The organism is Micromonospora sp. NPDC002717, assembly GCF_040295705.1.
Lineage (GTDB): Bacteria > Actinomycetota > Actinomycetes > Mycobacteriales > Micromonosporaceae > Micromonospora.
On sequence record NZ_JBEOVW010000001.1, the window covers coordinates 44,226 to 67,505 of the forward strand.

Here is a 23,280-nt window from a genome sequence, read left to right on the forward strand (position 1 = left end):
GCGCGCGGGCGTGGTCAGGAACCGTCGCGGCCGACCGGGATCGGGCGCTGCCCGTCGCCCAGGCCGCTGACCGGGGCGCCCGACGACTCCTCGCCCGCGAGCACCCGGCTCACGTCGACGCGCACCAGGCCGGCGCGGGCGTCGGAGTAGTACGCCGTCCCCTCGGGCGTCCACGCCACCGGCCCGTGCACGGGCGGCCCGGCCGGGCGGACCGCCCGGGTGGCGCCCAGTCGGTCCAGGTCGACCAGCAGCGCCCGCTCCTCGCCACCCACCCGCCCGTTGACCAGCAGCCACCGGCCGTCGGCCGAGACGCCGCCGCGCCCGTCGTCGCCGAGGGTGGGCCCGCAGCCGGTCCGGGCGGGCGCGAGGTCCCGGGTCGGGTCGAGCAGGGCGAGACAGAGCCGGCGCGGCGTGCCCGCGGACACCTGCGCGACCACCACGCCGTCGGGGCGGGTGCCGTAGACCCGCAGGGTCGCACGGTCGCCACCGCTCTTCAGCGGGCCCTGCGCCGGACGCCACAGGGTGTGGCCGGGCTGGTCCGCGTCGAGGCGCACCAGGACGGCGGCGCCGGCGAAGCCGACCGGCACCGCCCCGGCCGGCACCGGCGTGCGGGCGGCGGCGACGACCTGGGTGCCCACGATCCCCGCGGCGACCAGCTCGGCGCCCTCCCGCCAGGCGACCTGACGCCCGTCGCGGCTGAGGGCGATGTCCCGCGCCCCGGCCAGGAGCAGGTGCACCGCGCCGTGTGGCTGCACCACCCACAGCGCCTGGCCGGCCGCCGTCGGGGCGCCGACCACGGCCCAGCCGGTGCCGTCCGGCAGCCGCTGGGCGCGCTCGGCCGGGCCCACGTCGGGCAGCGTCAGCCGCTGCCCGCTCGTGGTGGCGAGCACCGCGCCGAGGATCAGGTCCACTTCGCCCCGGCCCGCGCCCTGCGCCGGGTCGGTCGGTGGGGCGACCGGCAGCGTCGGGGTCAGGTTCGGCAGGGGCGAGGCGTACGGGTCGCCGAGCACGACGGTGGGATGGGTCGGCCGGCCGGGCTGCTGCCCCACCTGGGCGATCCCGGTGCTGATTCCCACGGTGGTGACCGCGGCCAACGCCAGCCCGGCCACGGTGCGCCGGCGCCGGGCCCGGTCGGCCCGGCGGATCGCCAGGCCCGCCGGGTCGGCGGCGAGCGGGTGAGCGACGGCGACCCGGCGGGCGAACGTCTCCCGCACCGCCTGCTCCAGCTCGTCCTCGGTCACGCCGTATGAACGCCTCGGGCTGCCGGTCCGGTTGTCAGCAGGGCCCGCCGGGCGGCTCACCGACGCTCTCCGGCACCGCTGCCGGCCGGTACGACCGGCAGGCCTCGCGCCTCGTCGTGGTCGGCGCCCGCCGGGCCGGCCGGGGTTCCCGGGGCAGATCCTTCCTCACGGCCCGCCCGCGCCGCCCCCGACGACACGGGAACGGGCTCCGCCGCCGGCTCGCCGACGGGCGGCGTGAGCCCGGCGTCCGGCCCGGGCAGCCCGGCGTCGGAGGCGGGCAGCCCGGGCGCGGGCCCGACGTCCGGTGCGTCGACGCGCGGCGGGGCGTTGGTCGCCGCGACCACAGCCGCCGCGTCCGCGCCCACCACCATCCTCGGCGCGCCGTACGCCGGCGACCGTCCGGCATCGGCGGGTGCGGGTGCCGGCCGGCCGGCCGGAGCGCGCCGGGGCCGGGGCGGGGTCGGCGCGGCCCCGCTCGACAGGTCGAGGGCGGCCTCGGCGCCCATCCGGCGGCGCAGCGTGCCCAGGGCACGCGAGGTCTGGCTCTTGACGGTGCCCGGGGAGATGCCGAGCAGGGCGGCGGTCTGCGCCTCGGACATGTCCTCGTAGTAGCGCAGCACGAGCACCGCCCGCTGCCGGGTGGGCAGCGCGCTCAGGTGGCGCCAGAGCAGGTCACGGTCGAGCTGGTGCTCGATCTCGTCGACCGCGGCACGCTCCGGCAGCACCTCGGTGGGGCGTTCACCGTGCCAGCGCCGACGCCACCAACTCGTCGAGGTGTTGACCATGACCCGGCGGGCGTACGGCTCGATCGCCTCGATCCCGCCGAGCCGCTTCCAGGCCAGGTAGGTCTTGGTCAACGCGGTCTGCAGCAGGTCCTCCGCGGTCGCCCAGTCCCCGCTGAGCAGGTACGCGGTGCGCAGCAGGGCGCCGGAGCGGGCCGCGACGAAGTCGCGGAACTCCTCCTCCAAGGGATCCCTGCTCGCCATCAGCCACCTCCGCGCCCCGTTCCCCTGGCAGGTTGCCACGGCCGGGCAGGTCGGGTCGACGGCGAATGGTGCGCAGTTCCTCCGATGTTCGGACGAAAAGTTTCACGCCCCGTCGTCGGCCTTGGCCTCGTCGGCCTCCTTGCCCAGCCGCGCCTCGACCGCCTGCGGCTCGTACATCTCTTCGACGACGCGCAGGTAGAGCTCGTTCGGGTTGGGCAGATTCTTGATCTCGCGGAGCGCCTGCTCCTGACCGGCGGACTCCAGCACGAACGTGCCGTAGTTGAGCGCCCGGCCGGCCGGGGTCTGCTCGTACTTCATGTCGGTGACCCGGGTCAACGGCATCATCGCGACCTTCCGGGTGATGATTCCGTTGACCACCATCACCCGCTTGTTGGTCAGGATGAAGCGGTCGTACCACCAGTCGGCGACCTTCCACGCCACCCAGCCCATCACCGCGAACCAGAGCAGCACGGCGATCGTGGTGAGGGCGCCGACGTCCTGCCCGGCGAGGAAGCCGGAGAGGTAGCCGAGGACGAAGGTCGCGGCGATGCCGACGAGCAGCGGGGTGGTGAGGTGGACCCAGTGCCGCTTCCACTCGCCGCGGTAGCGCTCGGTGGGGAAGAGGTAGCGGGCGACCAGCGAGCTGGGCTCGTCCTCCAACGGCAGGACCCGGCGTGGGGCCGTGCCGGCGGCGTCGGCCCGCAGGCCGGCCAGCTCGTCCTCCGAGATCTGCGGCGGCTGGTAGCCGGCCTCGGGGTCACGGATCCAAGCCCGGCCCGACCGGCCTTCCCCGGCGTACGGGCCGTCACCGTAGCCGACGTCGTCCGAAAAGGAGGGGCCGTCGCCGAGACCCGGGCCGGTGCCGTAGCCCGGCCCGTCGTCGGGCCCGAGCCGGGGGATCGGCTCCGTGTCTCGCTCCCGGCGCTCCCGGTCGGGGTCGTCGGGGTCGAAGGGTGGACCGGAGGGGTTACCCATCGGTGGCTAGGCGACGAGGCTGGTGAAAAAGTCGCCGAAGCCCTGTGCGATGTCCATGATGCCGCCGCCCAGAGACTTGAACACGTCCGCGGCGGAATTTGGCCGATAGGCGACGAAGAAGATCAAGAATGCGATTCCGGCCCAGGTGAGGACCTTCTTGACCATGGCGGGCCATCCTCTCGCGCGGCGCCGGGTCCCATTACCGCAGCGGCACCCAGAGTATCAGTGTGGTGTCGTACAGTGAATATCTGCGTCCGTTCTCCGTCATTCCGGGAGCCCTGTCAAGCCCTGGAGCTTGTCAAGCCTTCCCGTGCAGATACGGAGACGGTGCGCCGTACACGAGTTCGGGCGGTGTCCACTCGGTCAGGTCGTGCAGCACGACGTCTTCCGCGAGCAGGTGACCCGCACTCGCCGGCCAGGCTATCGCATGGAGCCACAAACCCCGAGCCTCGCCGGCGTACGCGCTTCGATCCGTAGGCGAGTTCACAAGCCACAGTGGAGTCGGGTGACCGGCCACCCTGATCCTGGCCTGCCCGACGTGCTCCGGGTGGCCGGGCCCGGGGTCGGTCAACGCCTCGGCCAGTTCCGGTCCCGGGTCCGGGCCGGCCATCCCGGCGAACCGGGTGCCCAGGCCGACGCCCGGCTCCTCGGCCACGAAGACCAGGTCGGCGGGGCCCTCGCCGAGCGGCGCGGGCCCGGAGCAGGCGACCGCCGTGGCGCGCACGCCGGTCCGGTCGTCCCCGGCGTACGCCACCCCGGTCATGGTCCAGCCCGGCGGCAGCGGCCACGGGCACCAGAGCGGCGTCGCCGGCCGGCGCGGCAGGTCGGCGGCGGCGGTGATGCGGTCCACCACGCTGGCGACGATCTCCGCGCCGATGTGCTCGGGCACGTGCAGCGGGGGGACGGGCCCGCAGTCCAGGCAGCGCGATTCGGTGTGCATCAGGTCCGGCGCCCGCACGGGCCCGCCACATCTCGGACAACTCACCGCGACACTCACCTTCCCACCGTCACCCCGCGCCGCCGCCCCGTCAAGCGGAGCGCCGGTTTCGGTGCCGCCGGCCGGCGCCGGGAACGACCCCCTCAGGCGGGCGGCGGGCCGGCGTGCGAGCGGATCCAGGCGTGCATCGCGATGCCGCTGGCCACGCCGGCGTTGATCGACCGGGTGGAGCCGTACTGTGCGATGGAGAAGAGCTGGTCGCAGGCGGTGCGGGCCGGGTCGGACAGGCCCGGTCCCTCCTGCCCGAAGAGCAGCACGCAGCGCCGCGGCAGGGTGGTGGTCTCCAGCGGGCGCGACCCGGGCAGGTTGTCGATGCCGACGACCGGCAACTCCCGCGCGACCGCCCAGCCGACGAACTCCTCGATGGTCTCGTGGTGCCGCACGTGCTGGTAGCGGTCGGTCACCATCGCGCCACGCCGGTTCCACCGGCGGCGGCCGACGATGTGCACCTCGGCGGCGAGGAAGGCGTTGGCGTTGCGGACGACCGTGCCGATGTTGAAGTCGTGCTGCCAGTTCTCGATCGCCACGTGGAAGTCGTGCCGGCGCCGGTCCAGGTCGGCCACCACGGCCTCGCGCCGCCAGTAGCGGTACCGGTCGACCACGTTGCGCCGGTCGCCCTCGGCGAGCAGCTCGGGGTCGTACCGCGGGTCGTCCGGCGGGTCCCCCGCCCACGGTCCCACGCCGACGTCGAGCTGGTCTCCGGTCACGGTCACGCAGGGTACGGCCCCCGAGCCCCGCCCCGGGCCGCACCCCCGGCGGCGGCCCGGTCCGGCGGCGGCGGGCCACCGGGCGCGGGACGGCCGGCAGCGGACGGATCGGCGGTTCGCCGGGCGCGGGGCGCCGACGGCGGCTCAGCCCAGCCCCAGCGCGCCGCCGAGCCGGTCGAGGAAGCGGCGGTCGGCGGGCGCCGGCGGCAGCGCCTCGGCCCCGGGTGTCGCCCGGCAGACCCGGGCCGCCACGGACTGCACCCACTGCCGGTACGCCGCCGAGTCGGCGGGATCGGCCCGCCGCAGCACCCGGGTCGCCGCGCGGCAGGCGGCCAGCAGGTCCACCAGGTCGGCGAGCCGGTCGACCGACGGGGAGGCCCCGTCGTGGCGGGCGTAGATGGCGGCGACCACCGCGCGGACGAGATCGCTGTCGAAGGCCCGACCCGCCGCGACCGCGTCCAGGCCGGCGAGCCCGGCGGCGACTCCCCGGCGGGGCCGGCCTGGGCCGGGCGCGGCGGCGGCCACGATCACCCGGCCGGGCAGGCTGGTCAGCAGATCCCACTCGGTGGCGGAGTAGACGGCGGTGGTCAGCGGTGCGGCGCGGCGGCCGGCAGAGGGCGGCTCTCCGGCGACGGAGTGGCTCATGGGGACCTCCGGCGCCAGCATATGCCCCGGAAGGGGAAAAGGGCCCCTTCCACACGAACCCGGCGGGAAGGGGCCGTCGACGTCAGCGCGGCTCGGGGAAGCTCGGCCGCTCCGGGTCCACGCCCTCGGGCACGGTCGTGGCCGCGTACTCCTTCTTGGGGACCATCACCCGGCGGCGGAAGACGCAGACCATGGTGCCGTCCTGGTTGTAACCCCGGGTCTCCACCGAGACCACGCCCCGGTCGGGCTTGGAGGACGACTCGCGCTTGTCCAGCACCGTGGTCTCGCCGTAGATCGTGTCGCCGTGGAAGGTCGGCGCCACGTGCCGCAGCGACTCGACCTCGAGGTTCGCGATGGCCTTGCCGCTGACGTCGGGCACCGACATGCCCAGCAGCAGGGAGTAGATGTAGTTGCCGACCACCACGTTGCGCTTGAACTGGCTCGCGGACTCGGCGTAGTGCGCGTCCATGTGCAGTGGGTGGTGGTTCATGGTGAGCAGGCAGAAGAGGTGGTCGTCGTACTCGGTGACCGTCTTGCCGGGCCAGTGCCGGTAGACCGCGCCGACCTCGAACTCCTCGTAGTAGCGGCCGAACTGCATCCTTGTCCCCTTCGACGGGCGGCGATGGAGTTCGGCACAGCATGCCTTATGGAGTGTTAAGTCGATGGGTGGGGCGCGGGCCGTGCGGAAATGTCACACCGGCGCTACCGAGGGGAGACGCAATGAGCGGCGGGGCCCTCCCCGGCACCCGCCGCCCACGCTCTGATGCGGAAGATTCTGCCGCACGACAACGAGGACCGAACAGAGACAGAGGTCACATTTATCTTTTTGTAACACTACTCTGCGTCATCGCGCCGGGAGCCTTCGGCGATCTCCGCACACCGGATAGCCGCTTGTCAACCGCCAGATTGCTGAATTACGCCGATCCGTTGAGTCGATCTTAATGGAAGCGCTCCCATCACCACTGGTCACGCAAATGCGTCGTGCACTTGCGATCGGCACCCCGGGGCAAAGCCAACTCCGTCGATGGGAGCGGGACCACCATCGCGGGCCGTGAGCGCGCGTTTCGGCGCGCAACTGTCGGGAATTCCACGCGGTACGCCCTGGTTCCACCAGACGTAGCTATTCCGCGCCGATCGGAGACTTTCATGGCAACCGTAGAGCTGACCACGGCAAACTTCGACGAGGTGGCCGGCAGCGACGGCATCGTGCTCGTCGACTTCTGGGCCGAGTGGTGCGGCCCGTGCAAGCGGTTCGCCCCGGTCTACGAACGTTCCTCGGAGAAGCACCCCGACATCGTCTTCGGCAAGGTCGACACCGAGGCGCAGCAGGAGCTGGGTGCCAAGTTCGACATCCGCTCCATCCCGACCATCATGGCGATCCGCGACGGCGTCATCGTCTTCGCCCAGCCGGGCGCCCTCCCCGAGTCCGCCCTGGAGAACCTGATCGAGCAGGTCCAGGCGCTCGACATGGACGACGTCCGGCAGAAGCTGGCCGGTCACCAGCACTGAGCCGACCCGATCCGCGACGGCCGGGCCCCCACGGGCCCGGCCGTCGTCGCGTCCGCGACCCCGTCCGCCCGGCGGCGACAAGTGGCCGTCGGAGGGACCCGGAGCGGGCGGTACATCCCGTATCGTCACGACCCGATGGAGACCTTGACCAGCCGTGGACGCGCGATCCGGCTCGCCGCCACCGCCCTCGGCCTGGCCGTCCTGCTCGCCGGCACCGTCTGGGGCACCGACGACCACTTCCCGTTCGGCCCGTTCCGGATGTACTCGACCTCCAACCCGCCGAACTCCCCCGCCCCGGACACCCGGGTCGAGGGCGTCGACAGCACCGGCGCGGTCGTCGACCTGGGCGAGCGCGCGACCGGCATCCGCCGGGCCGAGATCGAGGGCCAGCAGGACCGCTACGCCGCCGACCCCGAACTGCTCACCGAGGTCGCCGACGCGTACGCCGAACGCCACCCCGACGCGGCCGAGCTGGTGGAGGTCCGCATCGTGATCCGCTGGCACGGCATCCGCGACGGCCGGCCCACCGGCCGCTGGACCGACGAGACGGTGGTCTCCTGGAAGGCGGACCGATGAGCCGCTGGTTGACCGAGCCGGTGCCCCGCGGCCGGGTGGCCGCCTTCCGGACGCTGATCTACCTCTTCGTCGCCGCCGATCTGGTCGTGTTCACCCCGTGGATCCGCACCCGGGTCGCCGTGCCCGGGGAGCTCTACCAGCCGCTGTTCGTCGGGCGGGTGCTGCCGCTGCCCACGCCCACCCCAGCACTGGTCGCCGTGATCTTCTGGGCCCTGCTGCTGCTCGCCCTGCTCGCCGCGACCGGCCGGGCGCCCCGGCTGCTCGGCTGGGCCGTCTTCGCGCTCTACTTCGAGTGGATGATCGTCGCGATGAGCTACGGCAAGGTCGACCACGACCGGTTCGGCCTGCTCGTCGCGCTGGCCGTGCTGCCCACCGCCGGCCGGGCCCGGCACGGCGACGCCACCCGCACCGAGGCCGGCGGCTGGGCCCTGCGGGTCACCCAGATCGCCGTCATCTGCACCTACTTCCTGGCCGCCTGGGCCAAGCTGCGCTTCGGCGGGCTGGACTGGCTGACCGGCTCGGTGCTGGCCCGGGCGATCCTCCGGCGCGGCACCGAACTGGCCGACCTGATCGCCTCGGTGCCGTACCTGCTGATCGTGGCGCAGTTCGGCATCGTCGCGTTCGAGCTGCTCAGCCCGGTGGTCTTCCTGCTGCGGGAACGCTGGCGACTGGCGACGGTCGGCTTCTTCTACTCCTTCCACCTCGTCACCGTCGCGACCATCACCATCTCGTTCGCCCCGCACCTGGCCGCGATGACCAGCTTCCTGCCGCTGGAACGGGTCCGGCCGGTCGTCTGGGCGCGCCGGCTGCTCACCCGCCGCGAGGGGACCAGCGGACGGCCCGTCGACGCGGGCGGCCCGGCGCCGTCACTCGCCGGTCAGGCGTCCGCCGCCGGCCGACCGGACGGGCCGTAGAGGCGCTCCCGCGCCTCCTGGGGCAGCGCGCAGGCGGCCGTTCCGCCCGGGAGCCGGTGCCGGTTGCGGGCGACCCAGCGGTACGCGGGCCAGGCGGCGGCGCGTACCGGCGGGAACCGGAGGCCGGTGCCGGCCACCCGCCAGAGCGGGCCACTGTCGCCGAGCAGCTTCGCGATCGCGTCGGGGCCGGCCGCGCGGGAGCCGTCCGCGCCGACCCACTGCACCGCCTCCTCGCACTCCGCCTCGGTCAGGCCGAGCGCGTCGAGGTCGGCGAACTGCCACGGCACGACGTGCACGCCCGTGGGGATCCGCCGGTCGATGAACTCGGCGCACCGGGTGCAGAACGCGCAGTCCCCGTCGTAGACGAACGTCGACCTCTCCATGCCTCCATCCTCCACCCGCCGGCCACAGACCGAACGCCGAGGTGGGCGGGAACACGGCGGGTCGCTTGCGCTCCGCTCGTACGCGTGTTCGAATGAAGGTCATGCGCTGGGACAACCTCTCCGCTCCCCCGGACGAGGGGGTCCCCGATCGGGCAGCGCCAGCGACGCCACCCCTGCCGCTGGCGCTGCCCGGCGCGATCGTCCGCACCTTCGACACCCCGGGCTTCGCCGGCATGACGTTCTACGAGATCCGGGCCAAGTCGATCATCAACAAGGTGCCCGGCGCGTCCCGCGTCCCCTTCGAGTGGACGATCAACCCGTACCGGGGATGCAGTCATGCATGCGTCTACTGCCTGTCGGGTGACACCCCGATCCTGATGGCCGACGGGCGTACGAAGCCCATCAGCGAGTTGGAGATCGGTGACCGGATCTACGGGACGGAGCGCCGTGGCGCCTACCGGCGCTACGTCGTCACCACGGTCCTGCGCAAGTGGTCCACCGTGAAGCCCGCCTACCGCGTCACCCTGCAGGACGGCACGACGTTGGTCGCCAGCGGTGACCACCGTTTCCTCTCGGAGCGGGGTTGGAAACACGTCACCGGCGCGATGAACGGTGCTGGCCAGCGTCCCTACCTGACCACGAACAACCGCCTGATCGGCACCGGCCGGTTCGCCACGGGCCCCAAGGACTCGGTCGACTACCGGCGGGGCTACCTCTGCGGGATGATCCGCGGTGACGCGAACCCCGGTACGTACCGCTATTCGTACGGAGTGGTACACCGGTTCCGCCTCGCACTCGCCGACGAGGAGGCGCTGCGTCGTACGGAGCGCTACCTCGCCGACTTCGGCGTGGAGACCGACCGCTTCTCGTTCACCCCGCCCAGCGGAGCCCGGCGCGCCATCCAGGCGATCCGTACGTCCCGGCGACGTTCGATCGAGGCGATCACCACTCTGGTGCGGTGGCCCGACTCTCTCACCGACGACTGGCGGCTGGGCTACCTCGCCGGGATCTTCGACGCCGAGGGCAGTTGCAGCCAGGGCGTCTTCCGGATCAGCAACGGCGACGACGAGATCCTCGACCACGCGTCGGATGCTCTGCGCCACTTCGGCTTCACGACCGTGTTGGAGGACGGAGGCCACGCGAACCGGGTGCGACAGATCCGTCTGACCGGAGGGCTGCCCGAACGACTGCGCTTCTTCCACCTGACTGACCCGGCGATCACCCGGAAGCGGTCGATCGCGGGCGCCGCGCTGAAGTGCCAGGCCGCGCTCCAGGTGGTCAGCACCGAGCCCCTCGGGCTGGAGTTGCCGCTCTGGGACATCACGACCGGCACCGGCGACTTCATCGCCGACGGCGTCGTGAGCCACAACTGCTTTGCACGGAACACCCACACCTATCTCGACCTGGACGCCGGCGCGGACTTCGACCGGAAGGTGATCGTCAAGGTAAACGCGGGTGAGCTGGTCCGGCGGGAGCTGGCCGCGCCGCGCTGGCGGGGCGCGCACGTCGCGATGGGCACGAACGTGGACTGCTACCAGCGGGCCGAGGGGCGCTACCAGCTCATGCCGCAGATCATCGCGGCGCTGCGCGACTTCGCCAACCCGTTCTCGATCCTCACCAAGGGCACGCTGATCCTGCGGGACCTGCCGCTGCTGCGCCAGGCCGCCGAGGTGACCCGGGTCGGCGTCTCCTTCTCGGTGGGTTTCGTCGACGAGCGGCTCTGGCGCGCGGTCGAGCCGGGCACGCCCAGCCCGCGGCGACGGCTGGACGCGGTGCGGGCGCTGACCGACGCCGGCTTCGACGTCGGGGTGCTGATGGCGCCGATCCTGCCCGGGCTCAGCGACGACGACGCCTCGATCGACGCCACGGTGGCGGCGATCGCGGCGGCCGGGGCGACCAGCGTGACCCCGCTGGCGCTGCACCTGCGCCCCGGAGCCCGGGAGTGGTACGCGCGCTGGCTCGGCCGCGAGTTCCCCCATCTGGTCCCCCGCTACCGCGAGCTCTACCGCTCCGGCGCGTACGCCCCGCAGTCCTACCAGCGGGAGTTGACGGCGCGGGTGCGGATCGCGTCGCGCCGGCACGGGCTGCACCGGGGCGAGCGCGGGGACAACCGTCGCCTGCCCGACCCGACACCCGCGCCGCCGGCCGCCGAGCAGCTCAGTCTGCTGTAGACGCCGGGCGATACCCTGCCGCCGTGCGGGAGACGATCGACCGGGCACTGCGCCGGCAACGGATCGCGGTGACGGTCGCGCTGACCGTCGGGCTGCTGTGGGGCACGGCCGCCGGATGGGCGGTGCGCGCGGACGGCTCCGCCCCCGTCCTCACGCTGCTGCCGCTGCTCCTGCTGATCTGGAGCCTGGTCCGGGTCTTCGGCCGACCCGGCGACGCCGCGCTGCGGGTGGACGAGCGGGAGCGCGCCTTCTTCGGGCCGCCCGAGACCCGGACGAGCTACCGCTGCGTCCTGCTCGCCTTCCTCGCCTACCAGCTGACCTACCAGTCCCTCTCCGATCAGGACGGACTGTCGTGGTTCTTCGCGGGCCTCTCCGGCGCGTTCGCCGTGATCCTGTCGGTCGCCCTCTGGCGACAGGTCCCGGAGGTCGCGCTCACCCCGGCCGGGATCACCGCAGGCGACCCGCTGCGGCACACCTTCGTACCTTGGGAGGCCCTCGACCCGGCGGCTCCGCTCGGTTCGCCACGTCAGTCCGGCTTCCTCCGGCTACCGGTGCGGAGCCCGGAGTTGGTCCGCCACCGGGGGATGGTTCCGCGCCGACGTGCAATCGTCGAGACCGGTGAGCTGGACGTCGCGCCGGAGCTGCTGGTCGGGGCGATCCGGCACTACGCCGCCCATCCGGAGCATCGCGCGGCGATCGGCACGCCCGAGGAGCACGCCCGGCTGCGCCGCGTACTCGGGGGCGGCGGCTGAGCGGCGGGGTTAGAGTCGGCGGGTGCGCTCCGCTCAGCAGATCCTCGCCGACTCCGCCGTGATCGCCGTCGTGGGCGCGTCCCGCGACCCGCGCAAGGCCGCGCACAGCGTGCCGTTGCAGATGCAGCGGTACGGCTGGCGGATCATCCCGGTCAACCCGACCGCCGACGAGCTGTTCGGCGAGCGGGTCTACCGGTCGCTGGCCGACATCCCGCACCCCGTCGACCTGGTCGACGTGTTCCGGCCGGCGCAGGACGCGGTCGAGGTGGTGCGCGAGGCGGTGGCGATCGGCGCCCCGGCTGTCTGGTTGCAGCTCGGCATCGTCTCGGCCGAGGCGCGGCGGATCGCCACCGAGGCGGGCATCGACTACGTCGAGGACCGCTGCCTGATCGTCGAACGCGCCGCTGGCGGCCTCACCCGACTGAGCTGACCCGGCTCGGGGAAAGGGTCTCGCCGCAACGGCAAGGGCCGCCCGCCGTGGCGGTTGTCCGCGGGTCGTACCCTGCGGCCGTGTCTCCCCGGCGGCCCGGTCGACGGCCGAAGCGCGACGACGGGCTCTGGTCCCGCAGGCTGCTGGCCGCGACGGTGGCCGCGGCGGTGACGGTGCTGGTGGCCGCGGCACTGTCCCGGGTTCCCCGGTTCGAGGCCGACGGGACCGTCTGCGTCTTCTGGCTGTTCGTCGCTCTGACCGCGCTGCTGCGGCGGTGGCGGCCACGGCGGGACGCCCGGCTGGTCTGGCGGGAACGGGTGGCCGGCCTGGACGGGATCGAGCCAGGTCTGGTCGCTCGGCGGTCCCTGGCCGGCCGGGTCGACCTGGCCGCCGACCTGGTCCGGGCGACGGCGGCGACGCTGGTGGTGACCATGCTGCTGCCCGCCGACCCGCAGTGGGCCCGGGTCGTACGGCTGGTGCTCCTGGTCGCGGCGGCGGCGGCGACCGGAGTCGTCGCCTATTCCGGCGTGCGGTTCACCGGGCGGTTGGCGCTGACCGCGAGCGGGATCCGGCACGGCAGCCGACGGTACGACTGGTCCACCATCGACCAGGTGAGCCTGCACCGGGAGGACGGCCGCGTCGCCGGGGTGCGGCTGCGGCCGAGGGTGTGGCGGTCGTTGGAGCCGGCGCCGCTGGTCGGCGGCCGGGACGTGGCGGTGCCGGAGCAGCGCCTGGCGGCCGCGATCGAGGCGTACCGGGAACGGCCGCAGGTGCTGGCGGTGGGGCCGGTCACCGCACCGGAACCGGCCGTCGAGCCGGCCGGTGGGTGACCGGCGTGACCGTCAGAGCTTGTACTCCTTGAGCAGGCCGCGGGAGATGATGGTCTTCTGGATCTCCGAGGTGCCCTCGCCGATGAGCAGGAACGGGGCCTCCCGCATCAGCCGCTCGATCTCGTACTCCTTGGAGTAGCCGTAGCCGCCGTGGATGCGGAACGCCTCCTGGACGACCTCGGCGCAGTATTCCGAGGCGAGCAGCTTGGCCATGCCGGCCTCGACGTCGTTGCGCTGGCCGGCGTCCTTGAGGCGGGCGGCGTTGACCATGAGGGCGTGCGCGGCCTCGATCTTGGTGCCCATCTCGGCGAGCTTGAAGGCGACCGCCTGGTGCTTCGCGAGCGGCTGGCCGAAGGTGCGGCGCTGCTGGGCGTACGCGACAGCGAGTTCGAAGGCGCGGATGGAGATGCCGCAGGCGCGGGCGGCGACGTTGACCCGGCCGACCTCGATGCCGTCCATCATCTGGTAGAAGCCGCGGCCGACCTTCTCCGCGCCGCCGAGGACGGCGGTCTCGGGGACGGTGACGCCGTCGAGCACCATCTCGGTGGTCTCGACGCCCTTGTAGCCCATCTTGTCGATCTTGCCGGGGATGGTCAGGCCGGGCGCGGTCTCGCCGAAGCCGGGTTCCTTCTCCAGCAGGAAGGTGCTCATGTTGCCGTAGACCGAGTCCGCGCCGGTGTCGGTCCTGACCAGGGTCGCCACGACCGAGGAGTACGCCCCGTTGGTCAGCCACATCTTCTGGCCGTTGATGACGAACCGGTCGCCGTCGCGGACCGCCTTCGACTTGATCGCCGAGACGTCGGAGCCGCACTCCGGTTCCGACATCGAGAACGCGCCGCGCACCTCGCCGGTCGCCATCTGCGGCAGCAGCCGGGCCTTCTGCTCGGCGGAGCCGTGCTGGGAGATCAGGTACGCCACGATGAAGTGGGTGTTGACGATGCCGGAGATCGACATCCAGCCCCGCGACAGCTCCTCGACCACCAGGGCGTAGGTGAGCAGGGACTCGCCGAGCCCGCCGTACTCCTCGTCGATGGTGAGGCCGAAGAGGCCCATCTCGCGCATCCCGTCGAGGATGTCGGTCGGGTACTCGTCGGCGTGCTCCAGCCGCTGCGCGTGCGGGATGATCTCCTTGTCGGCGAACTCCCGGACCGTTTCCAGGATCGACCGCTGCACATCGGTCAGGCCGGGCGTCTGGGCGAGTCGGGCCATCTCAGCCTCCGGGGGTCGGCGCCTTACTCATGGGTAACTGAACGCTCGGTCAGTATCAGCCGCCTGGCGGGCGAGGCCAAGGTGACCAGTCCACACAACCGCTGTGAAAAGGTTCACCGCTGCGGGTAGCGTCCGGCAAGAGGGGACGTGATCAGCCACCGGCAGGAGGAGACCGTGAGCCAGCCACCGCCGCCGGGCCCGCCCGATCCGGACCGGCCGCCGTCGCCCTGGGAGCCCCCGCCGGGCCACGACCCGTCGCGGTCCGAGCCACCACCGTCGTGGTCCGAGCCGCCGCCGTCGCCCGGGCAGCCGCACGCCCTTGAGCAGCCCACCTCCGGTTCGCTCCCCTACGAACAGCCGGAGTACAGGCAGCCCGGCCACGAGCAGCCCGCGTACGGGCAGCCCTCCTACGAGCGGCCCGGCGAGCCGCCGCACGGCCAGCAGTGGGCGCACCAGCCGCCGTACGCCCCGCAGGTGCCCTACGGGCAGTACGGCCCGCCGTCCGGCCCCCGCCCTGGCGGCGGCACCAACGTGCTGGCCATCCTGTCGCTGGTGCTCGCGTTCGTGTTCGCCCCGGCCGGCATCGTGCTCGGGCACCTGGCCAAGCGGCAGATCCGCACCACGGGCGAGGAGGGCGACCAGCTCGCCACCTGGGGCCTCGTCCTCAGCTACGTCTTCACCGGGCTGGGCCTGGTCGCCTGCTGCGGCTGGATCGCCCTGGTCATCGCCGCCGGCGACCACGGCACCACCTACTGACGCCCGCCGTCGGCCCGGCTCAGCGGAACTGTGCCTCGCGGACGCTGTTGCCGCCGTCCACCACCAGCATCTGCCCGGTGATGTACGACGCGGCCGGTGAACAGAGGAAGGTGATCGCCGCGGCCACCTCGTCCGGCGTGCCGGGGCGGCCGACCGGGGTGCCGAGGCCCTGCTTGATCTCGGCGACGGTCGAGGCCGCGGTGTGGATGGTGCCCGGGGCGACCGAGTTGACGGTCACCCCGTCGGCGATCATCTCCATCGCCAGTGCCCGGGTCAGCCCGACCACGCCCGCCTTGGCCGCCGCGTACGCCGCCTCGGTCGGCAGGGCGTTGACCGGCCCGGCGGTGGCCGCGAGATTGACGATCCGGCCCCAGCCCCGTTCGGCCATGCCGCCGATGAAGGCCCGGCTGCACAGGAACGCGGTGGTGAGGTTCCGGTCGATCTCGCCGCGCCACTCGTCGTAGCTGAGCTGGGCGACCGGGCGCAGCACCTCGGGGCTCGCCCGGCTGGCCAGCCCGGCGTTGTTCACCAGCACCTCCACGTCGCCGAGCTGCTCGGTGACCGCGTCGGCGAGCGCTCCGACCTCCGACTCGTCGGTGAGGTCGGCGACGAAACCGGTGACGCCCAGCTCGCTGGCCCGCTCGTGGATGCGTCGGGTGGTGGAGACGATGGCCACCCGGGCGCCGAGATCGGTCAGCCGGCGCGCCGTCGCGTACCCGATGCCGTCCGGGCTGCCCGCCCCGGTGACCAGGGCGACCTTCCCGTCGAGCCGCATCGTCACCGGGTCCGGCAGCGGCGCCGGCTCGTCGGTGCCGGCGGGGCTCGCCGCGGCGGCGGCCCGGGTGCGCCGGGCCAGGCCGGGGCGGCTCACGTCCCGTCTCGGTCGGCTTCCGGAGCGGTCCGCGGCTCGCGCGTCAATCACCATGCCAGGATCCTGCCCGCTTCCCGGGGCCCGGGCAACGCGGCACACCCGGTGGCGACCCCCCAGGGTTTGCGCCGGCGTGACTACCCTGACGGGCGCACCCGCACCCAACGGAGTAGACGAATGACATATCCCCCGCCGTCCGGCGGCTGGAACGACCCGGCGTGGTCGGGCCAGCAGTCGAGCCCGCCCGCCGACCCGGCGAGCGGCCAACCCATCCCCACCCAACCCACCGCCGACCCGTACGCCCCGGCGGACCCGTACGCGGGCGGCGACCCGTACGCCGGCATGAAGCAGGCGGACCCGTCCGCGCCCGCCGGATACCCGCCGCCGGCCTACCCGACCTACGGCTACGGCGCCCCGCAGAAGACCAACGGCATGGCGATCGCCGCCCTGGTGCTCTCCCTGGTCGGCTTCACGTCCTGCATCACCGCGCCGGTCGGTGCGATCCTCGGTCACGTCGCGGCCAAGCAGATCCGGCAGACCGGCGAGGGCGGCGAGGGCATGGCGAAGGCCGCCATCATCATCGGCTGGATCCTCACCGGCCTGCTCGTGCTGCTGATCCTCTTCTACGTGGGGATCTTCGTCCTGGCGATCACCCAGAGCAGCTCCAGCAGCAGTTACTGACGCAACCGTGCCGCCCCGGCGCGGGCCGGGGCGGCACGGATCGTACGGTGCGGCCTCACTCCGCCGGCGGGGTGAAGGTGGAGGTCCGGGTCATCCCGGCCGCCCGGCCCTTCGCCGCGACGACCAGCGCCATCTTGCGCGACGCCTCGTCGATCATCTCGTCACCGAGCATCACGGCGCCGAGCCGCCCGCCCGCCTCCGAGGTGTAGTGCTCGTACGCGTCGAGGATCAGCTCGGCGTGGTCGTAGTCGGCCTGGGCCGGCGAGTAGACCTCGTTGGCGGCGTCGATCTGGCCCGGGTGCAGCACCCACTTGCCGTCGAAGCCGAGCGCCGCCGAGCGCTTCGCCACCTCGCGGAACGCGTCCACGTCGCGGATCTGCAGGAACGGGCCGTCGATGGCCTGCTTGTCGTGCATCCGCGCGGCCATCAGGATGCGCATGAGGATGTAGTGGTAGGGGTCGCCCGGGTAGTCCGGGATGAGGGCGCCGACCACCAGGGACTTCATGTTGATGGAGGCCATGAAGTCGGCCGGGCCGAAGATGATCGTCTCGACGCGGGGCGAGGCGGCGGCGATGGCGTCCACGTTGACCAGGCCGGCGGCGTTCTCGATCTGCGCCTCGATGCCGATGCGGCCGACCTCCAGGCCGAGCGTCTTCTCCAGCTGGGTCAGCGTCATGTCGAGCCACTGCACCTGGGCCGCGTTCTGCACCTTCGGCAGCATGATGCAGTCGAGGTTCGCGCCGGCCCCCTCGACCACGTCGATGACGTCCCGGTAGGTCCACGGGGTGGTCAGGTCGTTGACGCGCACGACCCGGGTCTTGCCCGACCAGTCGCCCTCGTTGAGCGCCGCGACGATGTTCTTCCGGGCGTCGGGCTTGGCCAGCGGGGCGACCGCGTCCTCCAGGTCCAGGAAGACCTGGTCGGCGGGGAGGCCCTGGGCCTTGCCGAGCATCTTGACGCTGGAGCCGGGTACCGCGAGGCAGGACCGGCGGGGGTGACCGACTGCGGCCATGGATGCGCTCCTTCCAGCGTGCGGCGGGCACGCCGACGCCACCTGACGAGAAAGGCGAGAACTTAACGATCCCAAAGGGGCTTTGTGACGCCACGGTAACCTCGTGCCGTGACCGGGGTGAATGGACCTGTGGAAGATTTCACTGGGCGTCGGCTGGTGGTGGTGACCGGGGCCAGCTCGGGCATCGGGCTGGCGGCCGCCGTCGACCTGGCGCGCCGCGGTGACCAGGTGGTACTGGTCGGCCGGGACCCGGCCCGGCTCCAGGCCGCGGCGGAGCAGGTGCGCGAGGCGTCCGGCGAGCGGCCCGAGCTGTTCCGGGCCGACTTCGCGGTGCTGGACGACGTCCGCCGGCTGGCGGAGAAGCTGCGGGCCGCGTACGACCGGATCGACGTGCTGGCCAACAACGCCGGCGCGATCGTCCTCCAGCCGCTCACCACCGTCGACGGTTTCGAGCTGACGGTCCAGGCCAACCACCTGGCCCCGTTCCTGCTCAGCAGCCTGCTGCGGGACCGGATCGGCCGGATGGTGGTGACCGCCTCCGCCGCGCACCGCAGCGGCGCGCTCGACCCGGACGACCTGAACGCCCCGCTGCGCCGCTACCGGCCGATGCAGGCGTACGGCACCAGCAAGCAGGCGAACATCCTCTTCACGGCCGAGGCGGCCCGGCGCTGGCCGGAGATCCCGGCGTACTGCCTCCACCCCGGGGTGGTGCGCACCCGGTTCGGCAACGACAGCCGGCTGGTCGCCCTGGGCATGCGGCTGCTGCCGTTCCGCAGCCCCGAGAAGGGGGCCGAGACGCTGGTCTGGCTCGCCAACCAGGACCCGTCCCGGCTGCGTACCGGCGGCTACTACGCCGACCGGCAGCCGCGCCGGCCGCTGCGCAAGGCGGCCGACCCGCAGCTCGCCGCCCGGCTCTGGGCGGCCAGCGCCGAGGCGGTCGGCGTCGCGGGATAGCGGTGTAGGCCGGGGCGGCCGGCTGCTGCGCGCCGCCGAGGAGGCCCGCCGTCGCGGCTGTACCCAGATGTCCGGCGCCTCGTTCTCGTTCCAGGCGCCGGAGTTCTACCGCCGCAACGGCTACCTCGACACCGGGCGTCGGGAGGGCATCCCGGGCCGCCACGTCGACCACCACTTCTGGAAGTCGCTGGTCACCGATCCGGCTGCGGCGTTGCGCGTGGTCGCCCTGGGTGCACCTGATCCGGTTCGACACCCGCGACGGTTACGACGCCTTCCTGGCCGACCCGGAGCGGGTGGCCCTGCGGGCCGCGCTGGGTGACGCCGCCCCGGCCGCCCGGGTGCTGGAGGTCCACGAGGTCTGACACGTGCCCCCTACGGGCCGATCCGCCGGAGGGCTGTGTTCACTGTGGACTTGCTGATACGGTGCGTTGCAGTGATCGACGCCGATCAGTGGAGGGAGAGCGCACATGACCGAGCAGGTTGAGGCCTTCGAGCCGGTGGTGTCCGACGACTACGACCAGGAACTGACGTGCCTGGAGCCGCCGGTTGATGCCTGATCAGTCATGCGTGTCCGTGTGTCGCGGCTGGTCGTCTTCCTGTGGCGTGATGGTCAGTTGGTCTGCGACGATCCGCTGAGGCACCGGCAGTTCGCGTTGACTGTTGAGGCTGAGAGGCTGCTGCGCGACTACGCCGACTGGGCCGAGCTCGACGGCCGGCTCGCGCAGCAGCTCCTCAACGCCCACGTTCTCATCGCCGAGGGTTCACCGGAGCACGCTCAGGAGGAACGCCTCGGTGCCTGGCGCGACCTCGGGCCTGCGGCCACCTACTACCACCTGGCCAGCCGCACGCTCGGCAGCGACGTCTTCCGCTCCGCGGCCGAGGACGCCGCGGTGCTTCGCGCCAAGGCCGGTCAGCCGGACCCGGTCAAGGAGTATGACGGGCCGCGAGTCGCCCTACCCCATGCCGACCCGCCTGTGGTCGACTTCACCAGGGTCCTTGCGGCCCGGCGGTCGACGCGATGGTTCGACCCGGAACGTCCGGTGCCGCTGTCGGCATTCGCCGCCCTGCTGCGTTGGACGGCCGGTGTCCGTCGCGAGGTGGAGGTTTCGGGAGTCGGGACGACGTTGCTCAAGACCGTTCCGTCCGGCGGGGCCCGTCATCCGGTCGAGGTCTATCCGGTGATCCGCGATGTAGAGGGGCTGGAGCCCGGCGTCTACCACTATTCGGTGCGCCACCACGAACTGGTGCGGCTCGCGGCCGCGAGTGGCGAGGACCGGCTGCGCGAGTGGTGCGGTGGGCAGCCACACGCAGCCCAGGCCGGCTTCCTGCTGATGTACGCGGCGATCCTCGATCGGACCGTGTGGAAGTACCCGGCCGCGCGCGCGTACCGTGCGCTCCTGCTCGACGTCGGCCACCTGAGTCAGACCGTGTACCTCACCGCGACCGCGCTCGGTCTCGGGACGTTCTTCACCGCCGCCACCCGCGACGCGCTTGTCGAGGACGCCCTCGGACTGTCCTGGTCGGATGAAATCTTCCTCGGCGTGTCCGGCGTCGGCGTTCCGCATCCCGCTGAGCGGGAACGTCAGGCGGCGATGCTCGCCGGCGGCGAGGCGGCCTTCTCCTTTCCCCCCGACGCCTGGCACGGACTCGGCGAATGACGCCGAGGGTAACCGTCGACCTGGCCAGGCTGGACGCGAACATCTCGCGATACGGCAAGCTCGTGGGCGAAGCCGGTGTCGCCGTGCGCGCACACGTCAAGGGGCACCGAAGTCCCGAGATCGCCGCCCGGCAGGTGGCCGCGGGCGCGGTGGGCATCGCGGTCCACTCCGCAGCCGAGGCCATGGCCTACCTGGAGGTGGGCGTGACGGACGTGGCGGTAGCGTGGCCGTGGCGTGATCCGTGGCGTTGGACCAGGTTCGCCCAGCTCGCGCGACACTGCGCGGTGACGGTGCACGTGGACCACCCGGACGCGGTGACCGGGCTCGGCGCGGCGGCCGTGGCCCACGGTGTCGAACTCGACGTACGGATCGAGGTCGACACCGGTCTGCACCGGGTCGGCGTCAGCCCCGACGCGGCCGGGGAACTGGCCGCGTCGATCGCGGAAACCCGCGGGCTGCGCCTGGCGGGCGTGACCGGGTACGTGGGGATCACCGACTCCGCCACCGTGCGCGACAGGGTTGGTCTCGGCCGCCGCCAGGCGCAACTGCTGGTGTCGGTCGCGAAGCGGATCCGCGCGGCCGGACCACCCTGTCCGGCGGTGAGCGTCGGCGGCACGCCGACCCTCGTCGGCGCGCTGGACGTCGCTGGCGTGACCGAGGTCTGCGCCGGCGCGTACGCGCTGCTCGACGGGGGGCTGGCCCGGTTGGGCGAGTGCGACCCCGATGCGGTCGCGATCGCCGTCATCACAACCGTCACCGGGAACGACGGGTCGGTGCTGCACACCGACGCCGACGCGCTGCTCGCAGGCGCCGACCAGACCTGGATGACCGGTGTCGTGATGACCGGGCTCGACGGCACACCGGTCGCCCCGGAGTCGGCGTCCGTCGGCGACGAGTTGCGGGTGCTGCCCGGGCACGTGTGCCCCGTGGTGGCTCGCCAGCCGCTGCTGCACGTGCTCGACTCGGGCGAGCCGGTGGCGCGGTGGCAGTCGTTGGTCCGCCCGGATCGGGCATGACCGACGCCGTCGCGTCCGTGGAACGACCGGTGAACCCGCTGCGCCAGCGCCGGTTCGTCCTGTTCGCCACCGCCAGGACGATCTCCGTCTTCGGCAACGCGATCGGCCCGCTCGCGCTGACCTTCGCCGTACTCGATCTTCCCGACGGATCGCCTCCGGCGCTGTCGCTCGTCCTCGCCGCGATCTCGGTGCCCAGAATCGCGCTGATGCTGCTCGGCGGCGTCATCGGCGACCGGCTGCCGCGCCACCGCGTGCTCGTGGCCGCAGAACTGATGTGCGGCACTGCCTACGGCGGGATGACCCTCCTCGTACTGACCGGGCGGGCAAGCGTCGCCGCCCTCGCCATCTGCGCGGCCGTCGCCGGCACCGCCTCGGCACTCCTGCTGCCCTCGCTGAACGGACTGACCGCCGAACTGGTCGCGCCACAGGCGCGGCAGCGCGGCAACGCCGTGCTGCGGCTGGGTACGAACACCGCCACGGTGGCGGGCTTCACCGTGGGCGGCGCGCTGATCACCTGGCTGGGGCCGGGTTGGGCACTGGCCCTCGACGCCGCGACGTTCGCCGTCGCCGCCGGACTTCTCGCGCGGCTGCGCCTCGCCACGGCGCCCCGGACAACCAGGCGAGATCTGCCAGCCGAGCTCGGCGACGGTTGGCGTGAGTTCGTCGGGCGGCCCTGGCTGTGGCGGATCGTGCTCTCCGCGGCCGTGATCAACGCCGCCGTCGGGGTCACCTTCGGGCTCGCGGGGCCGTTGCTCGCCAGAGCGCACCTGGGTGGCGCGGGCGTGTGGTCCGGCGTCCTCGCCGGGTACGCGGTGGGCATGTTCGCCGGTGTGCTGGTCGCGATGCACATCAGGACGACCCGTCCCCTGCGCACGGCCGTACTCGCCGTCTCGCTGCTGGGACTGCCGGCGTTACTGCTCGGCTCCGGCGCCGCGCTGCCGTTCGTGATCCTCGCTGCCGTGCTGGCAGGCGTGGCCTTCGATGTCTTCGGCGTGCTGTGGGAGACGACCGTCCAGTCCGAGGTGCCGACGGAGGCGATGTCCCGCGTGAGCGCGTACGAGTGGCTGGGGGCGGTGGGACTGGGACCGCCGGTCATGGTCGCCGCCGGTTTCGTCGTACCCGGAATCGGCGTACGGACGGCCCTGCTCGGCCTGGCCACGGTGATCTTCGTCGCGGCGCTCGTCCCGTTGGCCAGCTCCCCCGTCCGGCACTACGAAAGGCAACTTGATGGCCGAGTACGTTGACGCCTTCGCCACGGCGTATGACCGCTTCTGGGCGCCGTACCCGGAGCGGATGGGCGACGCGTGGCTGCGGCTGCACGCGCACGTGGCACCCGGGTCTGAGCGGAGCCTGCTCGATGTCGGTTGCGGTACCGGCATCGTGGCCGCCCGGTTCGCCTCCGCCGGCTATCGGATCGTCGGGGTCGACGTCTCCGAGGCGATGATCGCCCGCGCCCGCGAACGGCTGGCCGGCACCGACACGGTGCTGATCGCCGCGGACGCCGCGGCCTTCGAGGTGCCGCGACCCTGCGCGTTCGCGGTCTCCACGTACGACATCCTCAACCACGTCGGCGGAATCGACCGGATCCGTGCCTACCTGCGCTGCGTCCACAGGGCAGTCACCCCGGGCGGATGGTTCGGCTTCGACATGTCCACGATCAAGGGACTCCTCGCCGATGTACCGTCGGTCACCCGCCAGGATGAGACAGCCTCGGTCGTGGTGGCGCGGGGCCCGCTCGACGGCGATCGCCGCCCGCTGCACATCACCGGTGAGCTACGCACCGGCGACGGCCGCGCGACCCCGTTCGCCACGACGATCAACAACACCGCTCACCCCGTGGCAGACGTGCTCTCCGCCCTGGCGGATGCCGGCTGGGTGCCGAGCCACGTCGCCGCCATTGACGACCTGCTCACGCCGGTACCGGACCCGGAGGCGCTGCCCAGGGTCGCGGTGCTCGCCCGACGCGACTGACGACCACGCCGCAGCCGTCCCTCGACGCCGCCCGGGCGG

Annotated in this window: 27 protein-coding genes; 15 read left to right on the forward strand and 12 right to left on the reverse strand. The window is 72.8% G+C overall.

Annotation, left to right across the window (positions count from 1 at the left end):
- Nucleotides 1-14 precede the first annotated feature (14 nt).
- The 8 genes from ABT006_RS00220 to ABT006_RS00255 all read right to left on the reverse strand — a co-directional run bounded on the left by ABT006_RS00220 (nucleotide 15) and on the right by ABT006_RS00255 (nucleotide 6,149).
- Nucleotides 15-1,241, reverse strand: a complete 1,227-nt coding sequence (locus tag ABT006_RS00220) for a hypothetical protein (RefSeq protein WP_350701458.1) — start codon at nucleotides 1,239-1,241, stop codon at nucleotides 15-17.
- Between the two features lie 56 nt (nucleotides 1,242-1,297).
- On the reverse strand, nucleotides 1,298-2,227 hold the full coding sequence (locus ABT006_RS00225; RefSeq protein ID WP_350701460.1) for a SigE family RNA polymerase sigma factor: 930 nt from the start codon (nucleotides 2,225-2,227) through the stop codon (nucleotides 1,298-1,300).
- Nucleotides 2,228-2,329: 102 nt separating this feature from the next.
- A complete protein-coding gene (locus ABT006_RS00230; RefSeq protein WP_350701461.1) occupies nucleotides 2,330-3,202 on the reverse strand; it encodes a PH domain-containing protein in 873 nt (290 codons plus the stop codon).
- Between the two features lie 6 nt (nucleotides 3,203-3,208).
- Nucleotides 3,209-3,367: a hypothetical protein gene (locus ABT006_RS00235; RefSeq protein ID WP_007455302.1), complete on the reverse strand. Its 159-nt coding sequence runs from the start codon at nucleotides 3,365-3,367 to the stop codon at nucleotides 3,209-3,211.
- Between the two features lie 133 nt (nucleotides 3,368-3,500).
- Complete coding sequence (locus ABT006_RS00240; protein WP_350701463.1) at nucleotides 3,501-4,199, reverse strand: DUF6758 family protein; 699 nt, start codon at nucleotides 4,197-4,199, stop codon at nucleotides 3,501-3,503.
- An 83-nt stretch (nucleotides 4,200-4,282) separates the two neighbouring features.
- Nucleotides 4,283-4,906: a TrmH family RNA methyltransferase gene (locus tag ABT006_RS00245; protein ID WP_350701465.1), complete on the reverse strand. Its 624-nt coding sequence runs from the start codon at nucleotides 4,904-4,906 to the stop codon at nucleotides 4,283-4,285.
- 144 nt (nucleotides 4,907-5,050) lie between these two features.
- Nucleotides 5,051-5,572, reverse strand: coding sequence for a hypothetical protein (locus ABT006_RS00250; RefSeq protein ID WP_350701467.1), 522 nt, complete (start codon nucleotides 5,570-5,572; stop codon nucleotides 5,051-5,053).
- Nucleotides 5,573-5,633: 61 nt separating this feature from the next.
- Nucleotides 5,634-6,149: a MaoC family dehydratase gene (locus ABT006_RS00255; RefSeq protein ID WP_091098336.1), complete on the reverse strand. Its 516-nt coding sequence runs from the start codon at nucleotides 6,147-6,149 to the stop codon at nucleotides 5,634-5,636.
- 548 nt (nucleotides 6,150-6,697) lie between these two features.
- Here ABT006_RS00255 and trxA point away from each other — a divergent pair.
- From trxA to ABT006_RS00270, 3 genes are all read left to right on the forward strand, one after another.
- Nucleotides 6,698-7,060, forward strand: coding sequence for a thioredoxin (gene trxA / locus ABT006_RS00260; protein WP_091098340.1), 363 nt, complete (start codon nucleotides 6,698-6,700; stop codon nucleotides 7,058-7,060).
- Between the two features lie 135 nt (nucleotides 7,061-7,195).
- Nucleotides 7,196-7,636: a hypothetical protein gene (locus ABT006_RS00265; protein ID WP_350701469.1), complete on the forward strand. Its 441-nt coding sequence runs from the start codon at nucleotides 7,196-7,198 to the stop codon at nucleotides 7,634-7,636.
- Entirely contained in the window at nucleotides 7,633-8,550 is a 918-nt protein-coding gene (locus tag ABT006_RS00270; RefSeq protein ID WP_350701471.1) for an HTTM domain-containing protein, read from the forward strand. Before ABT006_RS00265 ends, ABT006_RS00270 begins: the two co-directional genes overlap by 4 nt.
- Here ABT006_RS00270 and ABT006_RS00275 read toward each other — a convergent pair.
- Entirely contained in the window at nucleotides 8,514-8,933 is a 420-nt protein-coding gene (locus ABT006_RS00275; protein ID WP_350701473.1) for a thiol-disulfide oxidoreductase DCC family protein, read from the reverse strand. The genes ABT006_RS00270 and ABT006_RS00275 overlap by 37 nt on opposite strands.
- Before the next feature lie 101 nt (nucleotides 8,934-9,034).
- Between ABT006_RS00275 and ABT006_RS00280 the strand changes: the two genes are divergently transcribed.
- The 4 genes from ABT006_RS00280 to ABT006_RS00295 all read left to right on the forward strand — a co-directional run bounded on the left by ABT006_RS00280 (nucleotide 9,035) and on the right by ABT006_RS00295 (nucleotide 13,116).
- Nucleotides 9,035-11,104 carry an intein-containing Rv2578c family radical SAM protein gene (locus tag ABT006_RS00280; RefSeq protein ID WP_350702654.1) on the forward strand — a complete coding sequence of 690 codons (2,070 nt, stop codon included), beginning with the start codon at nucleotides 9,035-9,037 and terminating at the stop codon, nucleotides 11,102-11,104.
- A 23-nt stretch (nucleotides 11,105-11,127) separates the two neighbouring features.
- Entirely contained in the window at nucleotides 11,128-11,856 is a 729-nt protein-coding gene (locus ABT006_RS00285) for a hypothetical protein (RefSeq protein ID WP_350701474.1), read from the forward strand.
- Between the two features lie 22 nt (nucleotides 11,857-11,878).
- Nucleotides 11,879-12,286, forward strand: coding sequence for a CoA-binding protein (locus ABT006_RS00290; RefSeq protein ID WP_350701476.1), 408 nt, complete (start codon nucleotides 11,879-11,881; stop codon nucleotides 12,284-12,286).
- Nucleotides 12,287-12,366: 80 nt separating this feature from the next.
- Nucleotides 12,367-13,116 carry a hypothetical protein gene (locus ABT006_RS00295; RefSeq protein WP_350701477.1) on the forward strand — a complete coding sequence of 250 codons (750 nt, stop codon included), beginning with the start codon at nucleotides 12,367-12,369 and terminating at the stop codon, nucleotides 13,114-13,116.
- Between the two features lie 12 nt (nucleotides 13,117-13,128).
- On the opposite strand, the gene ABT006_RS00300 is transcribed toward ABT006_RS00295, so the two are convergent.
- Nucleotides 13,129-14,325 carry an acyl-CoA dehydrogenase family protein gene (locus ABT006_RS00300; RefSeq protein WP_350701479.1) on the reverse strand — a complete coding sequence of 399 codons (1,197 nt, stop codon included), beginning with the start codon at nucleotides 14,323-14,325 and terminating at the stop codon, nucleotides 13,129-13,131.
- Between the two features lie 174 nt (nucleotides 14,326-14,499).
- Between ABT006_RS00300 and ABT006_RS00305 the strand changes: the two genes are divergently transcribed.
- Nucleotides 14,500-15,081, forward strand: a complete 582-nt coding sequence (locus ABT006_RS00305) for a DUF4190 domain-containing protein (RefSeq protein WP_350701480.1) — start codon at nucleotides 14,500-14,502, stop codon at nucleotides 15,079-15,081.
- Nucleotides 15,082-15,100: 19 nt separating this feature from the next.
- Here the strand turns inward: ABT006_RS00305 and ABT006_RS00310 are convergent, their stop codons facing one another.
- Entirely contained in the window at nucleotides 15,101-16,006 is a 906-nt protein-coding gene (locus tag ABT006_RS00310; RefSeq protein ID WP_350701482.1) for an SDR family NAD(P)-dependent oxidoreductase, read from the reverse strand.
- A 120-nt stretch (nucleotides 16,007-16,126) separates the two neighbouring features.
- Between ABT006_RS00310 and ABT006_RS00315 the strand changes: the two genes are divergently transcribed.
- The gene (locus ABT006_RS00315; RefSeq protein ID WP_350701484.1) at nucleotides 16,127-16,630 is read left to right on the forward strand and encodes a DUF4190 domain-containing protein; all 504 of its coding nucleotides are present in this window, start codon (nucleotides 16,127-16,129) and stop codon (nucleotides 16,628-16,630) included.
- 55 nt (nucleotides 16,631-16,685) lie between these two features.
- On the opposite strand, the gene ABT006_RS00320 is transcribed toward ABT006_RS00315, so the two are convergent.
- A complete protein-coding gene (locus tag ABT006_RS00320; protein ID WP_350701486.1) occupies nucleotides 16,686-17,642 on the reverse strand; it encodes an HpcH/HpaI aldolase/citrate lyase family protein in 957 nt (318 codons plus the stop codon).
- 129 nt (nucleotides 17,643-17,771) lie between these two features.
- On the opposite strand from ABT006_RS00320, the gene ABT006_RS00325 reads away from it, so the two are divergent.
- From ABT006_RS00325 to ABT006_RS00350, 6 genes are all read left to right on the forward strand, one after another.
- Complete coding sequence (locus ABT006_RS00325; RefSeq protein ID WP_350701487.1) at nucleotides 17,772-18,596, forward strand: SDR family NAD(P)-dependent oxidoreductase; 825 nt, start codon at nucleotides 17,772-17,774, stop codon at nucleotides 18,594-18,596.
- Nucleotides 18,597-18,826: 230 nt separating this feature from the next.
- Nucleotides 18,827-18,958, forward strand: a complete 132-nt coding sequence (locus tag ABT006_RS00330; RefSeq protein ID WP_350701488.1) for a hypothetical protein — start codon at nucleotides 18,827-18,829, stop codon at nucleotides 18,956-18,958.
- A 213-nt stretch (nucleotides 18,959-19,171) separates the two neighbouring features.
- Nucleotides 19,172-20,254: a SagB/ThcOx family dehydrogenase gene (locus tag ABT006_RS00335; RefSeq protein ID WP_350701490.1), complete on the forward strand. Its 1,083-nt coding sequence runs from the start codon at nucleotides 19,172-19,174 to the stop codon at nucleotides 20,252-20,254.
- Nucleotides 20,251-21,270 (forward strand): alanine racemase, encoded by a 1,020-nt coding sequence (locus ABT006_RS00340; protein WP_350701492.1) that lies wholly within the window; start codon nucleotides 20,251-20,253, stop codon nucleotides 21,268-21,270. The genes ABT006_RS00335 and ABT006_RS00340 overlap by 4 nt, the downstream gene beginning before the upstream one ends.
- Nucleotides 21,267-22,514, forward strand: coding sequence for an MFS transporter (locus ABT006_RS00345; RefSeq protein WP_350701494.1), 1,248 nt, complete (start codon nucleotides 21,267-21,269; stop codon nucleotides 22,512-22,514). Before ABT006_RS00340 ends, ABT006_RS00345 begins: the two co-directional genes overlap by 4 nt.
- A complete protein-coding gene (locus tag ABT006_RS00350) occupies nucleotides 22,498-23,241 on the forward strand; it encodes a class I SAM-dependent DNA methyltransferase (RefSeq protein ID WP_350701496.1) in 744 nt (247 codons plus the stop codon). The genes ABT006_RS00345 and ABT006_RS00350 overlap by 17 nt, the downstream gene beginning before the upstream one ends.
- Nucleotides 23,242-23,280: the final 39 nt, after the last annotated feature.

Excerpts from the sequence above, each read along its gene's own strand:
- trxA (WP_091098340.1), top strand. The coding sequence starts at position 6,698 with ATGGCAACCGTAGAGCTGACCACGGCAAACTTCGACGAGGTGGCCGGC.
- ABT006_RS00270 (WP_350701471.1), top strand. The coding sequence starts at position 7,633 with ATGAGCCGCTGGTTGACCGAGCCGGTGCCCCGCGGCCGGGTGGCCGCC.
- ABT006_RS00230 (WP_350701461.1), bottom strand. The coding sequence starts at position 3,202 with ATGGGTAACCCCTCCGGTCCACCCTTCGACCCCGACGACCCCGACCGG.
- ABT006_RS00235 (WP_007455302.1), bottom strand. The coding sequence starts at position 3,367 with ATGGTCAAGAAGGTCCTCACCTGGGCCGGAATCGCATTCTTGATCTTC.
- ABT006_RS00300 (WP_350701479.1), bottom strand. The coding sequence starts at position 14,325 with ATGGCCCGACTCGCCCAGACGCCCGGCCTGACCGATGTGCAGCGGTCG.
- ABT006_RS00310 (WP_350701482.1), bottom strand. The coding sequence starts at position 16,006 with ATGGTGATTGACGCGCGAGCCGCGGACCGCTCCGGAAGCCGACCGAGA.
- ABT006_RS00255 (WP_091098336.1), bottom strand. The coding sequence starts at position 6,149 with ATGCAGTTCGGCCGCTACTACGAGGAGTTCGAGGTCGGCGCGGTCTAC.
- ABT006_RS00225 (WP_350701460.1), bottom strand. The coding sequence starts at position 2,227 with ATGGCGAGCAGGGATCCCTTGGAGGAGGAGTTCCGCGACTTCGTCGCG.
- ABT006_RS00320 (WP_350701486.1), bottom strand. The coding sequence starts at position 17,642 with ATGGCCGCAGTCGGTCACCCCCGCCGGTCCTGCCTCGCGGTACCCGGC.
- ABT006_RS00265 (WP_350701469.1), top strand. The coding sequence starts at position 7,196 with ATGGAGACCTTGACCAGCCGTGGACGCGCGATCCGGCTCGCCGCCACC.
- ABT006_RS00340 (WP_350701492.1), top strand. The coding sequence starts at position 20,251 with ATGACGCCGAGGGTAACCGTCGACCTGGCCAGGCTGGACGCGAACATC.
- ABT006_RS00280 (WP_350702654.1), top strand. The coding sequence starts at position 9,035 with ATGCGCTGGGACAACCTCTCCGCTCCCCCGGACGAGGGGGTCCCCGAT.
- ABT006_RS00315 (WP_350701484.1), top strand. The coding sequence starts at position 16,127 with ATGACATATCCCCCGCCGTCCGGCGGCTGGAACGACCCGGCGTGGTCG.
- ABT006_RS00345 (WP_350701494.1), top strand. The coding sequence starts at position 21,267 with ATGACCGACGCCGTCGCGTCCGTGGAACGACCGGTGAACCCGCTGCGC.
- ABT006_RS00275 (WP_350701473.1), bottom strand. The coding sequence starts at position 8,933 with ATGGAGAGGTCGACGTTCGTCTACGACGGGGACTGCGCGTTCTGCACC.
- ABT006_RS00250 (WP_350701467.1), bottom strand. The coding sequence starts at position 5,572 with ATGCTGGCGCCGGAGGTCCCCATGAGCCACTCCGTCGCCGGAGAGCCG.
- ABT006_RS00350 (WP_350701496.1), top strand. The coding sequence starts at position 22,498 with ATGGCCGAGTACGTTGACGCCTTCGCCACGGCGTATGACCGCTTCTGG.